This window comes from Pantoea sp. 1B4 (assembly GCF_016925765.1).
GTDB lineage: Bacteria > Pseudomonadota > Gammaproteobacteria > Enterobacterales > Enterobacteriaceae > Pantoea > Pantoea agglomerans.
Map to the genome: position 1 here is coordinate 3,248,403 of NZ_JAEUWZ010000001.1, position 13,694 is coordinate 3,262,096.

The 13,694-nt window shown below is 56.4% G+C and carries 11 protein-coding genes, 1 other RNA gene and 2 pseudogenes; 4 read left to right on the forward strand and 10 right to left on the reverse strand.

Annotated elements, in window-relative coordinates:
• Positions 1-10 precede the first annotated feature (10 nt).
• The 5 genes from gcvT to JNO11_RS15600 form a co-directional block, all read right to left on the reverse strand.
• The gene (gene gcvT / locus JNO11_RS15580) at positions 11-1,108 is read right to left on the reverse strand and encodes a glycine cleavage system aminomethyltransferase GcvT (RefSeq protein ID WP_325177477.1); all 1,098 of its coding nucleotides are present in this window, start codon (positions 1,106-1,108) and stop codon (positions 11-13) included.
• Positions 1,109-1,543: 435 nt separating this feature from the next.
• Entirely contained in the window at positions 1,544-2,746 is a 1,203-nt protein-coding gene (gene ubiI, locus JNO11_RS15585) for an FAD-dependent 2-octaprenylphenol hydroxylase (RefSeq protein ID WP_010671056.1), read from the reverse strand.
• Between the two features lie 13 nt (positions 2,747-2,759).
• Positions 2,760-3,938, reverse strand: coding sequence for a 2-octaprenyl-6-methoxyphenyl hydroxylase (ubiH, locus tag JNO11_RS15590; protein WP_061703080.1), 1,179 nt, complete (start codon positions 3,936-3,938; stop codon positions 2,760-2,762).
• Entirely contained in the window at positions 3,935-5,257 is a 1,323-nt protein-coding gene (gene pepP, locus JNO11_RS15595) for a Xaa-Pro aminopeptidase (RefSeq protein ID WP_325177478.1), read from the reverse strand. The genes ubiH and pepP overlap by 4 nt, the downstream gene beginning before the upstream one ends.
• Positions 5,258-5,303: 46 nt before the next feature.
• Positions 5,304-5,837 (reverse strand): YecA family protein, encoded by a 534-nt coding sequence (locus JNO11_RS15600; RefSeq protein ID WP_325177479.1) that lies wholly within the window; start codon positions 5,835-5,837, stop codon positions 5,304-5,306.
• Between the two features lie 216 nt (positions 5,838-6,053).
• Here JNO11_RS15600 and zapA point away from each other — a divergent pair, with 216 nt between their 5' ends.
• The 3 genes from zapA to JNO11_RS15615 all read left to right on the forward strand — a co-directional run bounded on the left by zapA (position 6,054) and on the right by JNO11_RS15615 (position 7,291).
• A complete protein-coding gene (gene zapA, locus JNO11_RS15605; RefSeq protein WP_008925677.1) occupies positions 6,054-6,383 on the forward strand; it encodes a cell division protein ZapA in 330 nt (109 codons plus the stop codon).
• 39 nt (positions 6,384-6,422) lie between these two features.
• A non-coding RNA gene (gene ssrS, locus JNO11_RS15610) (6S RNA) lies at positions 6,423-6,605 on the forward strand.
• A 92-nt stretch (positions 6,606-6,697) separates the two neighbouring features.
• On the forward strand, positions 6,698-7,291 hold the full coding sequence (locus JNO11_RS15615) for a 5-formyltetrahydrofolate cyclo-ligase (RefSeq protein ID WP_325177680.1): 594 nt from the start codon (positions 6,698-6,700) through the stop codon (positions 7,289-7,291).
• A 344-nt stretch (positions 7,292-7,635) separates the two neighbouring features.
• On the opposite strand, the gene serA is transcribed toward JNO11_RS15615, so the two are convergent.
• Both serA and rpiA read right to left on the reverse strand, forming a co-directional pair.
• On the reverse strand, positions 7,636-8,874 hold the full coding sequence (gene serA, locus JNO11_RS15620) for a phosphoglycerate dehydrogenase (protein WP_010248817.1): 1,239 nt from the start codon (positions 8,872-8,874) through the stop codon (positions 7,636-7,638).
• Positions 8,875-9,153: 279 nt separating this feature from the next.
• Positions 9,154-9,814 (reverse strand): annotated as a pseudogene (gene rpiA / locus JNO11_RS15625) (ribose-5-phosphate isomerase RpiA).
• 182 nt (positions 9,815-9,996) lie between these two features.
• Here rpiA and JNO11_RS15630 point away from each other — a divergent pair.
• Positions 9,997-10,902, forward strand: a complete 906-nt coding sequence (locus tag JNO11_RS15630) for a LysR family transcriptional regulator ArgP (protein ID WP_010248822.1) — start codon at positions 9,997-9,999, stop codon at positions 10,900-10,902.
• Positions 10,903-11,158: 256 nt separating this feature from the next.
• On the opposite strand, the gene JNO11_RS15635 is transcribed toward JNO11_RS15630, so the two are convergent.
• The 3 genes and pseudogenes from JNO11_RS15635 to mscS all read right to left on the reverse strand — a co-directional run bounded on the left by JNO11_RS15635 (position 11,159) and on the right by mscS (position 13,656).
• Positions 11,159-11,881, reverse strand: coding sequence for an oxidative stress defense protein (locus tag JNO11_RS15635; protein WP_010248826.1), 723 nt, complete (start codon positions 11,879-11,881; stop codon positions 11,159-11,161).
• A 143-nt stretch (positions 11,882-12,024) separates the two neighbouring features.
• Positions 12,025-12,650 (reverse strand): annotated as a pseudogene (gene argO / locus JNO11_RS15640) (arginine exporter ArgO).
• A 124-nt stretch (positions 12,651-12,774) separates the two neighbouring features.
• On the reverse strand, positions 12,775-13,656 hold the full coding sequence (gene mscS, locus JNO11_RS15645; protein ID WP_010248833.1) for a small-conductance mechanosensitive channel MscS: 882 nt from the start codon (positions 13,654-13,656) through the stop codon (positions 12,775-12,777).
• Positions 13,657-13,694 lie beyond the last annotated feature (38 nt).

The window sequence follows — 13,694 nt, forward strand, 5'->3', positions numbered from 1 at the left end:
TGAATAAAATTTACTGAGCGACCGGTTTACTGGCGCGGACAAAAACGGGACGGGTAACCTGGACCGGCATCTGGCGGTTACGGATCTCAACGATGGCGGTGCTGCCGACTGAGGCCGGTACGCGCGCCAGGGCGATGCTGCAACCCAGCGTCGGAGAGAAAGAGCCACTGGTGATGATCCCCTCCTGCGGCTGCCCCTGGTCATCGGTAAAACGCACCGGCAAGCCGTTACGCAGCACCCCTTTTTCTGTGAGGATCAGCCCCACCAGCTTTTCGGTACCGCGTTCACGCTGCAGTTCCAGCGCTTCCCGGCCGACGAAATCGCGGTCAGCAGGTTCCCAGCAGACCGTCCAGCCCATGTTGGCAGCCAGCGGTGAAACGCCTTCATCCATCTCCTGACCATACAGATTCATACCCGCTTCCAGACGCAGCGTGTCACGTGCGCCCAGTCCGGCAGGTTTTACGCCAGCGGCCAGCAGACGCTGCCAGAAATCGGCCGCCTCCTCTGCAGGCATAGCAATCTCATATCCCGCTTCGCCGGTATAGCCGGTGGTGGCGATAAACAGGTCGCCTGACTGCACGCCGAAAAATGGCTTCATGCCGGCAACAGCCTGACGCTGCTCCTCGCTGAACAGCGTCTGAGCCTTCTGCTGCGCCTGCGGACCCTGCACGGCAATCAGCGCCAGGTCGTCGCGTTCCGTCAGCGTAATGCCATAGCCCTGCGCGTGTTGCGTGATCCAGGCGAGATCGTTTTCACGGGTGGCAGAGTTCACCACCAGCCGGAAGAACTCTTCGTTCATAAAGTAAACAATCAAATCGTCAATGACGCCACCCGAGGCATTCAGCATCCCGGTGTAGAGCGCTTTGCCTGGCTGGGTCAGTTTTGCCACATCATTTGCCAGCAGGTAGCGCAGGAATTCACGGGTACGCGGGCCTGTCAGGTCGACGATGGTCATGTGAGAGACATCAAACATACCGGCGTCGGTGCGCACTACATGATGTTCATCCATCTGGGAGCCATAGTGCAGCGGCATCATCCAGCCATGAAAATCCACCATGCGGGCACCGCAGGCCTGATGCTGTTCAAACAGAGGTGTTTGCTGAGTCATAACCATCCTGTGCAGAAGCGAGTAAGTGCAAAAGTGCGCCGGAATTCAGTGCCGACGCAAACGTTCTCTTATGGCTGACGTTACCACCGAATCTGACGATTAACCATAAGCAAACCGGGGTCGAAAGCAGAGGCACAGCCTAACCAGGAACGGCTGCCAACAGGATATAAAACTGCAATTTTGTGATTAATCGCGCAATAAATGCAGGGAATTTAAATATACGCAGCAAATTTATGCGGGATGGCATTCAGGATGTTAAAAAAAATCCCGCGCCCAGCGGACAGAAGAATGAGAAAAAGTAATGCGAATTCGCCCGCAAAATTAGAATAAATCAAACGAAGACCTCTGCTGGTGCAGCGTTGCCTTTTTTGTGGTGCAGAGCGGTGTCAGGCGTAAAAAAAAGCCAGCAAAAGCTGGCTTAACAGAAGGGCGGATTTAGCGTAGCCAGGCGGGCAGATCATTCAGGCCCATCGCCTGCTTCAGCATCATGGGTTTAACACCCGGCAGGCGGTCAGCCAGTTTCAGACCCACGTCGCGCAGCAATTTTTTCGCCGGATTATTGCCTGCGAACATTTCACGGAAGCCCTGCATTCCCGCCAGCATCATCGCGGCGCTGTGCTTACGGCTGCGCTCATAGCGTCGCAGATAGAGGTGCTGACCAATATCTTTGCCCTGCTGATGCAGGCGGCGAATCTCACCGATCAGCTCGGCGGCATCCATAAACCCAAGGTTAACGCCCTGACCCGCCAGCGGATGAATGGTGTGAGCCGCATCGCCCACCAGCGCCAGACGGTGTGCCGCGAAGTTGCGGGCATAGCGCGCCACCAGCGGAAACGATTTGCGCTCGCTTTCCAGCTGGCACAGGCCGAGCCGCATATCAAACGCCACCGAGAGCTGCTGATTGAACAGCGCTTCCGGCATGGTTTCCAGACGGCTCGCTTCCTGCGGCGAGAGCGACCAGACGATGGAACTGAGATGCGGATCCTGCATCGGCAGGAAAGCCAGAATGCCGTCGCCGTGGAACACCTGGCGCGCTACTGCGTCGTGCGGCTTCTCAGTGCGGACATTAGCCACTAACGCATGGTGATCGTAATCCCAGAAGGTCAGCGGGATATCGGCTTTGTTGCGCAGCCAGGAGTTAGCGCCGTCAGCGGCAATCATTAATCGCGCACTTAACATGCTGCCATCCTGCAGGGTAACAAAGGCTTCGTTGTCACCAAACGCGACCTGCTGTAACTGCGAGGGTGCCATAATCGTCACGTCGCTGCAGGCGCTGGCACGTTGCCAGAGCGCATTGTGGATCACTGGGTTTTCGATGATATGGCCCAGATGCGACAGGCCCTGCTGCTCATCATCAAAGGCGATGGAGCCGAAACTGTCCTTATCCCACACTTCCATACCGTGATAAGCGCTGGCGCGCAGCGAGAGAATGGTCGACCAGACATCCAGCTTCTGCAACAGCCGTTCGCTGGCGGCATTGATTGCCGACACGCGAACTGACGGTGACGCACTCAGCGCCAGCGGTGGCTCCGGTGATTTTTCCAGTACGGCGATGCGCAGTCCGCTGCCCTGCAAGCCGCAGGCCACCGCCAGCCCCACCATACCGCCACCGGCAATCACCACATCAAAAGTTTGCATCTGAGCCTCTTTATTAACGCTTAACCCAGCCAAGCGTGCGCTCAGCCAGTTGATTTCTTAACCACGGCAGATGATCCATCGCCAGCAGGCCCAGGTTCCGTCCTGCCACCAGCGGGCCATAGTGATTTGCAAAGACGCGAACCAGTCCGTCGGTGATACCGATGGTGGCGGCGCGGTCGGGCTGACGACGCTGCTGGTAATGATGCAGCACCGCATAGCTGCCGGGGTCCTGCTGCTGCCGATGGGCGGCTGCCAGCGTTTCAGCCAGCGACATTACATCGCGCAGGCCCAGGTTGAAGCCCTGCCCGGCAATCGGATGCAGCGTCTGCGCCGCATTGCCCACCACCGCCACGCGATGCGTCACTGGCGACATCGCCCGGTGCAGCGCCAGCGGGTAATACTCACGCTGGCCGGTGTGGGTGAATTTCCCCAGCCGCCAGCCAAAGGCACGCTGCAGCTGGCTGAGGAATTCGGCCTCGCTCCACTGCTCAATGCGTTCACGCTGCGAAACCGGATGACACCAGACCAGCGACAGGCGATTGCCGGACATCGGCAACAGCGCCAGCGGGCCATGTTCGGTAAAACGTTCAAATGCCCGGCCCTGATGAGGCAGCGCGGTGGAGACATTGGCAATCACGGCAAGTTGTTCATAGTCGTCTCTTTGCCACTGAATGCCGCACGAAGCCGCCAGCGCAGAGCGCGTGCCATCCGCCGCCACCAGCAGTTTGCCGCTGAGTGGTTCGCCACTGTCCAGCGTCACCTCAACCTGCTGCTCATGGCGGTTAGCCTGGATGACACGAGCCGGACAGCGCAGCGTTACGCCGGGTGCTTTTTTCAGTTCCGCAAACAGACGCTGACCGACGTCAAACAGCTCGACAACCTGTCCCAGCGCCGGAATAGCGTAGTCAGCCGCCGCCAGCGACACAAAACCAGCGTGACCGCGATCGGAGACATGAATGTCGGTAATCGGCGTGGCACAACGGGCGATGTGCTGCCACAGATTGATGTCCGCAAGCTGCTGGCAGGTACCGGCAGAGAGCGCAATAGCGCGGCCATCGAAACCGGGATGCGCCCGACTGCCAGGCTCGCTGCTTTCAATCAGCGTTACCGGCAGTGTGCCCTGGGTCAGATGGGAGATCGCCAGCGCCAGCGTCGCCCCGGTCATGCCGCCACCGGCAATCAGAATCGTCATGCCTGTTTTGCCGCCGCCATCAGTGCTTCAATGTCATCCGCCTCTTTCACGACGCTGTCGGTGAGATTTTCAATGCCATCTTCAGTGATCACAATGTCATCTTCGATTCGGATACCAATGCCGCGATACTGCGCGGGCACGTCGGCATCCGGTGCGATATAAAGACCCGGCTCGACGGTTAACACCATGCCCGGTTCCAGTACGCGGTCGCGGCTCGGGGTGCCGTAGTGGCCGACATCATGCACATCCAGCCCCAGCCAGTGGCCCAGGCCATGCATATAGAACTGACGATGGACTTCTTCGGCGATAAGCGTATCGACGTCGCCCTCCAGGATGCCCAGCTCCACCAGCCCGGTGACCATGATGCGCACCACTTCATCATTCACTTCACGAATGCTGATGCCCGGCCGGAACAGTTCAAGCGAGCGGTTGAGGCAAGCCAGCACGATGTCATAAATCGCGCGCTGCGCCGGGCTGAATTTGCCGTTAACCGGGAAGGTGCGGGTGATATCGCCTGCATAGCCGTGGAACTCACAGCCTGCATCGAGCAGCACCAGATCGCCGTCGCGCATTTCGCTTTCGTTTTCGGTGTAGTGCAGAATGCAGCCGTTAACTCCGGCACCCACAATGGTGTTATAGGAGGGAAAACGCGCGCCGTGACGGTTAAATTCGTGCTGAATTTCCCCTTCGAGCTGATACTCGAACAGGCCTGGCCGACAGACTTGCATGGCGCGGGTATGCGCCAGTGCACTGATTTTCCCGGCGCGACGTAACAGTTCAATCTCATCCGCATCTTTAAACAGGCGCATCTCATGCACCCAGGGACGCCAGTCAGTGAGGGTATCGGGCGCACTGAGATGCTGGCGGAAGCCGCGACGTAGCTTATCCAGCGCGCTGAACACCAGTGTGTCCGCGTGGGCATATTCGCCCTGCGCATGGTAAACCACATCCAGGCCATTCAGCAGCAGGTGCAGCTGGTCACCAATATCATTCCAGGGTAAAGCGCGATCGACGCCCAGTTTGTCGGGTGCGGCCTCCTGACCCAGGCGACGGCCAGACCAGGTTTCCGCCGCAGGATCGCGCACGCGGTTAAACAACACGCTGTGGTTATGATTCTCATCGCTTTTGATCAGCACCAGCAACGCCTGCGGCTCGTTAAAACCGGTGAAATACCAGAAGTCGCTGCTCTGGCGGAACGGATATTCGGTGTCATTACTGCGCATCACTTCTGGCGCAGCAAAGATTAACGCTGCGCTGCCAGGCACCATCTTCGCCAGCAGCGCCTGACGACGCTGCAGGAATCGTTCCAGTGAAATCATCTCTGCACTCCCTGTAAACTGACCGGTTAAACTCGTTGACCTGAAATTAGTGTAGCGTCGGTTTTTGCACTTCTGGCGCGGTTGGCTGCGGGCGGGTGAACGTATCGTGGCACAGCAGCGCGGCGACACGTACATACTCAATCACCTCCTCCAGCGACTGCTCCAGCTCCTCCTGGTCTTCATCTTCTTCGTAACCGAGCTGTGCGATAGTGCGCAGATCATCGATCGCTTCGCCGGTTTCGCCGGTGACTTTATCCAGTTTAGGCTGTGTTACGCCCAGGCCGAGCAGAAAATGGTTAACCCAGCCCGCCAGCGCGTCGGCACGGTCAAATACAGTGATGTCGTCGTCAGCAGGCAGCAGCAGCTGAAACAGGAAGCCTTCATCTTCCAGCGTAGTCGCCGTATGCTCGTGTAGTTCCGCCAGCGGCACGGCAAGAGTGTGTGAAAACGCCATGCCTTCGTTAGCCAGATCGTGTACCAGCATCTTCCAGCTGGTGTCCTGGTTACCACCGCAGAGGATGCCGCTCAGCAGGCCATGCATTTCCGCGGGCGTCATTCCAACGCCCTGCTGTGAGAGCACCGCCGCGAGCGCGTTGTAATCGGGGGGTTGCGTTCTGTAAGGACATAAGTTTTCATCGTCGTTGGCAGAATAAGTTCGTGTTATGCTACCACTAGCTGCCTCAAGGTTTCCAGAAAAGGGGTTGTATCTTATTTCGTGGGTCTATATAGTTGCCCGCCTCCCAAGCCATTGACTGCTAAGGGAGTTGCGAGCGAAGTAATCAGTCAGGAAGGTGGCATGTCTGCACAACCGGTAGATTTACAAATTTTTGGTCGTTCGTTGAGAGTAAATTGTCCGCCAGAGCAGCAAGATGCGCTCAATAGCGCGGCTGAAGATCTCAATCAACGGTTGCAAGATCTAAAAGTTCGCACTAGAGTCACCAATACAGAACAACTGGTGTTCATCGCCGCGTTAAACGTCTGCCACGAGCTGGCGCAAGAGAAAGTGAAAACGCGCGATTATGCTGCTAATATGGAACAGCGTATCCGTATGTTGCAGCAGACGATTGAACAGGCATTAGTTGAGCAGGGTCGCATCTCTGAGCGTGAGGGTGCGAAGTTCGAATAAAACTTCATGGTTGCTATACTTAAGTAACGGTGAGGTAAATTTTCTCTGAGATGTTTGCATGTGGGCCAGTCCCCTGAGCCGATATTTCGAAAAAACAGAATGTGACGCTCGTAACCTGTGTGCATGCTCGGTTCGTCCGAGAAGCCTGATGGTTATGACGGCATGTTCACCTTGAACCAAGGGTTCAAGGGTTACAGCCTACGGCGGCATCTCGGAGATCTCTCTTCCTGTAGTCCTGCTTTTTTCCCCTGACTGACATGTTATAGTCGCTCAACAGCGACTTATCCGGCGGGGAAATCATGTCTGAACCTTCCATGTGTGAACCTTCAATGACCCAACGTCAGGCGATTCGCCAGCATGTGCGACATCTGCGACGGGCACTTACCGATGAGCAGCAAACGCAGGCCGCTGAGCAGCTCGCTGAACATGCGCTCAACTACGCCCCGGTGACTGAAGCGCGCAATATCGCCCTGTTTCTGTCGGTAGATGGCGAACTCAATACCCGTCCGCTGATTGCCCGCCTCTGGCATCTGAAGAAGACGGTCTGTCTGCCGGTTTTACACCCCTTCTCACCCGGTAATTTGTTGTTTCTGCGCTACTCGCCTGATACCCCATTGCTCAAAAATAAGCTGCGCATTCCTGAACCGCCGCTGGATATCCGGCAGGTGATCACCCTTGATCAACTGGATCTGATGATGGTGCCGCTGGTGGCGTTTGATCAGCATGGACAGCGTCTGGGGATGGGCGGCGGCTTCTACGATCGCACCCTGCAGAACTGGCGGCAGCACGGTTTTTTGCCGGTGGGCCTTGCACACGATTGTCAGCAGGTCGATAGCCTGCCGGTGGCAGAATGGGATGTGCCTTTGCCGGCGGTAATGACGCCATCAAAACTCTGGCAGTGGGAGTAGAAGAGTCGCTTTTGCAGACAAGTGAAAACCCATACCTGGGCGCATCTGGCAGCAATGAAATAGCTTAACGCGCAGGGAACATGGTCAGAAGAGGAAAGCGTCCCGCCGCCCGGATAAAAACGCCGGGAGCGTTTTTGAACAACGCAACGCGTTGGCCCGGTTACGGGCGCACCTCAGGGATGAGGTGCGTAATCGCGCGGGCCGGGCATGCCATGGATGGCGGCTTTTGCATCTTTCCGATCTGACCGTGTTCTCTTCGCAGTCTCGGTCTTACAGCAAATTGGGACAGCCTGTATTAACTACCTGAAGAGACGCGACTAAGCGCCTGTTCAGGTTGGTAGCGCTTAGTAAAGCAGACGGGCGCGGATGGTACCCGGAATCGCCTTCATCAGTTGCAGCGCGTTCTCGGCCACTTCCGGCTCTGCATCAATGTCGATCACCACATAGCCCATAAACGGCGAGGTTTGCAGATACTGGGCGGCGATGTTGATGCCCTGCTCGGCAAAAATCTGGTTGATGGCCGTCAGCACGCCAGGGCGGTTCTCATGGATATGCAGCAGACGACTGGCGCTGATACCGTGAATCGGCAGTGACACTTCGGGGAAGTTAACAGCCGAAAGAGTCGAGCCGTTATCGGAGTATTTCGCCAGCTTGCCCGCCACTTCAATGCCGATGTTCTCCTGCGCCTCTTCCGTCGAGCCGCCAATGTGCGGCGTCAGGATCACGTTGTCGAACTCACTCAGTGGAGAGATAAACGGCTCGCTGTTGGTAGCTGGCTCGCTCGGGAAGACGTCGATGGCTGCGCCACCCACATGCTTGCTGGCCAGCGCATCGCACAACGCCGGGATATCCACCACCGTGCCGCGTGAGGCGTTAATCAGCAGCGCGCCAGGCTTCATCTGCGCCAGCTGCTCTGCACCAATCATATCCTGTGTAGAGACGGTTTCCGGCACGTGCAGGCTGACAACGTCGCTCATGTTGAGGAGATCGGCCAGATGGCGTACCTGCGTGGCATTACCCAGCGGCAGCTTGTTTTCAATGTCGTAGAAGAAAACATGCATACCCAGGCTTTCTGCCAGCACGCCCAGCTGCATTCCGATATGGCCGTAACCGATAATACCCAGTTTTTTGCCACGCGCTTCAAATGAGCCTTTGGCAATCTTATTCCAGATGCCACGGTGTGCTTTCGCATTTGCTTCCGGAATGCCACGCAGCATCAGCAGCATCTCACCAATCACCAGCTCCGCAACCGAGCGGGTATTTGAGAACGGCGCATTGAACACGGGAATACCCCGGCTGGCAGCCGCCTGCAGATCAACCTGGTTGGTACCGATACAGAAACAGCCAACGGCGACCAGCTTTTCAGCCGCCGCAAAAATCTCTTCAGTGAGCTGGGAGCGGGAACGGATACCAATAAAGTGTGCATCACGGATCGATGCTTTTAACGCGTCGGAATCCAGTGCGCCCTTATGGAATTCGATGTTGGTATAGCCTGCAGCCCGCAGGTTCTCCAGCGCGCTCTGATGGACACCTTCCACCAGCAGGAACTTAATCTTATCTTTTTCCAGTGATACCTTTGCCATTTCCCGATCCTATTCAGCATTCAATGAGGACTACCATAAGCCAGCCTTCTGTCAAAATATCAAAAAAATCGCGTCGGGCAATACAAACGATTGCCCGGCCGCCAGCACGGCAGCGGCTGACGGCAGCACATTGCCGGACAAAATAAGGAGGTCGGACTGGAAGAGAGAACGAACCCGCTGCCGATGACGGTTATGTGACATAAGTCACCAAATTTCACCGCAGCGAGAAAAGATGATTTGCAGGCAGAAATAACCGACGCCGCATCGACGCCGGACAGATCATTTTTTGATGGTTTTCACGCCATCAGGCCCGCCAATCAGTGCAATATCGGCACCACGCGCGGCAAAAAAGGCCCACGGTAACGACGCCAGGCAAGGCGTTGATGGTTTTTTCCAGCTCAATGGGATCGAGAATGCGCAGATTATGCACATCGAGAATAATGTTGCCGTTATCGGTGACCACGTTCTGACGATACTCAGGCAAACCGCCCATTTTCACCAGCTGACGCGCCACATAACTGCGCGCCATCGGGATCACCTCGACCGGCAGCGGGAAACGGCCCAGCACATCGACCTCTTTTGAAGCGTCAGCGATACAGATAAAGGTTTCAGCCACGGCGGCCACGATCTTTTCGCGCGTCAGCGCCGCGCCGCCGCCTTTGATCATCTGCATCTGTGGGTTGATCTCATCCGCGCCATCTACGTACACCGACAGCAGGTCAATCTCGTTCAGGTCGAACACCTGAATACCCAGGCTCTTCAGCTTCTGGGTTGAGGCATCCGAGCTGGAGACGGCACCTTCAATCTGATGCCTGACCGTGGCAAGCGCATCGATAAAGTGGGCAGCGGTGGATCCGGTGCCCACACCAACAACGGTGCCCGGCTGCACGTACTCAAGTGCAGCCCAGCCAACGGCTTTTTTCAGTTCATCCTGGGTCATGGTATGTTTAAAACCTGTGCGACAACGAAGTGCGCGTAGTATAAAACAAGGCTTGCTGAAAATGCTCCGCTGACCGACGTGGATTTATCGCTTTGGAAGCCAGCCCACAAAAAACAAGAGAGCCATCACAGGTGATACTTTTGTGGCATAGTGACATCCATCCTGAAGGAGAGAGAAGAATAATGAAACGCCCGGATTATCGAACGCTTCAGGCGCTGGATTCAGTGATCCGCGAACGCGGATTTGAGCGTGCCGCTCAAAAATTATGTATCACCCAGTCAGCGGTTTCACAGCGTATCAAGCAGCTGGAGAATCTGTTTGGTCAGCCGCTGCTGGTGCGCACGGTGCCACCACGTCCGACCGAACAGGGTCAGAAACTGCTGGCGTTGCTGCACCAGGTGGAACTGCTGGAAGAGGAGTGGCTGGGCGATGAGAACAGTGGCACCACGCCACTGCTGCTGTCGCTGGCGGTCAATGCCGACAGTCTGGCGACCTGGCTGCTGCCTGCGCTGAAAGATGTGCTGGCAGATTCCCCTGTACGCCTGAATCTGCAGGTCGAAGATGAAACCCGCACCCAGGAGCGTCTGCGTCGTGGTGAAGTGGTGGGTGCGGTGAGTATTCAGCCGCAGCCGCTGCCCAGTTGCCTGGTGGATCAGCTCGGTGCGCTCGACTACCTGTTTGTAGCGTCGCGCGACTTTGCCGATCGCTTCTTCCCCAACGGCGTCACCCGCTCTGCCCTGCTGAAAGCGCCTGCGGTGGCGTTTGACCATCTTGATGATATGCATCAGGCCTTCCTGCAACAGAACTTTGATCTCTCACCTGGCAGTGTGCCCTGCCACATCGTGAACTCCTCTGAAGCCTTTGTGCAGATGGCGCGACAGGGTTCGACCTGCTGTATGATCCCGCATCTGCAGATTGAGCGTGAGCTGGCGAGCGGTGAGTTAATAGATCTGACGCCAGGCTTGTGTCAGCGCCGGATGCTCTACTGGCATCGTTTTGCGCCGGAAAGCCGGTTAATGCGTCGGGTGACCGATGCGCTGATTGCGCATGGACATCGGGTGCTTCGTCAGGATGACGTCGCAGCCTGAAAACAAAAACGGGGCGAAAGCCCCGTTTTTACTGCTGACAAATTATGCCCCGAACGGCTGTAAGGATGGATTGGCTCAGGGAACAAGGTCAGATCGGAAAGGCGCTTAAGCCAATCCCTGGCCGCTCGGCCCGCGCCGTCCATGGCGCGGGACGCTTTCCTCCTCTGACCATGTTCCCTTCGCTTTGAATTTATTCATTGCGGTCAGATCCTGAGATTCATCGGCAGTCTTAACGGGGCATCAGCCCCGTTTTGCACTATGGCGTATTGGGCTTGATCTCAAACACCACATCAACCTGATCGTCAAAGTTGATGCTCTGCTGATCGTAGGTCTCCTGCGCCGAGGTATCTGCCGCTGCAGCCGCTTTATACATACGGTTCATCGGCATCGGCTGATAGTTAGCGACCTGATAACGAATGCTGTAGATCGATCCCAGCTTCGCGTTAAAGCCTTCAGCCAGCTGTGATGCCTGCTGAGTCGCATTTTTAATCGCTGCTTTACGCGCCTGCTCTTTGTAGCTCTCCGGATTTGCCACGCCTAACTCGACGCTACGCACCTCATTCAGACCGGACTTCAGCGCCCCGTCCAGCAGATCATTCAGCTTGTCCAGCTGACGCAGGGTTACCTGCACCTGACGCACCGCACGGTAGCCTTTCAGGACGGATTTACCCTCTTTGGTGTAATCGTACTCAGGCTGGGTGCTCAGGTTTGCCGCATCAATATCTTTCTTCTCAATGCCGTTTTTCTGCAGAAAATCGAAATATTGTGCAACCCGGCTATCCGCCTGCTTTTTCGCATCTGCGGCATCTTTTGACGACACGTTCACCACGATAGAGAGCGTGGCGATATCGGGACGGGCATCGACCGTTGCCTTGCCTGAGGTCACCACGTGTGGCCCGTTCGGTAACTCATCAGCGTGTACGCCAGGCAATGCCCCGGCGCTCATGATTGCGGCCAGAGCCAATGCTTTCAGTTTCATGAAAGTCCTCCTTGAAAAGGTACTATGACGGCTTCCAACCGGCGAAGCCCAACAGCGCATCGGTATGCGCCATGCTTTGAGTGGTCATTATGGCAAAAGTTCGGCCTCCGCGCGGCAATAACCGCATCGGATCGACGTTGGGATCAAAATCCGGCAATGCCCTGGCGCGCCAGTTGCAGGGCGATAAACCACATCACCGCGCCCACCAGCAGGTTAATGATGCGCTGGGCTTTGGCGGTGCGCAGGCGTGGTGACAGCCAGGCGGCCAGCAGCGCCAGACCAAAGAACCACAGGATCGACGCACTGATGGTGCCCAGCGCAAACCACTGACGCGCGGTGGTGGTCGGCAACTGACCGCCAAGACTGCCCAGCACCACAAAGGTATCGAGATAGACGTGCGGATTGAGCCAGGTCACTGCCAGCAGCGTCGCGATAATGCGTCCCCTGCTCTGCTTTAATGACTCACCATCCGCCAGATCGGCGTCGCCGCGAAAAGCGCTACGCAGTGCGCCCCAGCCATACCACAACAGAAAGGCTACGCCCGCCCAGGTGATGACCATCAGCAGCAGTGGAGACTGGCTCAGCAAGGCGCTGCCGCCAAAGATCCCACCGCAAATCAGCAGAATATCGCTCAGCGAGCAGAGGGCCGCCGTCATCAGATGATACTGACGCTTCACGCCCTGATTCATCACAAAAGCGTTCTGCGGTCCCAGCGGCAGAATCAGCGCGGCGCGCCCAGGGCAAGCCCCTGAAAATAGAGAGATAACACAGGATTATTTCCTCACATCGTTAGAGGAGGAGAAGTATAAAGAGAGAGGATGATTAGCGGAAATTGAAAGAATTAATCTGCGATTAGCAAAATGAATGGGCGACAGACGCCGCCCACTGAAAGATTACTGTGGCTGAACCTGGGTTGCTTCTGCTTCAGGCGCCGGCTTCTGATGCAGATGCACATCCATCTGCGGATAAGGAATACCAATCCCTTTTCCATCCAGCGCACGCTTAAAGTTCTTCAGCAGATCCCAGTAAACGTCCTGCAGGTCGCCGCTGTTGCTCCAGCAACGCACCACAAAGTTCATAGAGGAGGCTGCCAGTTCGTTAAGACCGATCTGAATACCTTTATCTTTCAGCACGCGGCTATCCGCTTCTACAACCTGTTGCAGTAAGGCGATCACTTCATCCACATCCGCCTCGTAAGCCACGCCAATGATAAATTCATTACGGCGAACCGGTTCACGCGAGAAGTTGACGATGTTCCCGCTGATGATCTTGCCGTTTGGCACCACCACGATTTTGCCGTCTGCCGTTCTCAGCGTGGTGGAGAAAATCTGCACATGCAGCACGGTTCCCATAACGCCGCCCAGATCGACGAACTCGCCGGTGCGAAACGGACGGAAGGTGACCAGCAGAACGCCTGCAGCAAGGTTAGAGAGTGATCCCTGCAGTGCCAGACCCACGGCCAGACCCGCAGCACCCAGCACGGCAATCACCGAGGCGGTCTGCACACCGATGCGTCCCAGCGCTGCGATAACGGTGAAGGCGATAACCCCATAGCGCACCAATGCGGAGAGGAAGTCCGCCACGGTAGCGTCTATGTGACGGGCGCGCAGCAGGCGATTTACGGCATTAGAAATGATACGGGCGATAATCATCCCGATAATAATGATGGCAATAGCTGCAACGATATTTACGGCATAGCTGATGATCAGCGCCTGATTGCGAACCAGCCAGTTACCTGCGTTGTTTAAGCCGTCGACGACGTGTAACTCTTCCATTAATAAGCCCTGTTGTTAGATTCCCACCGGGAATGAAA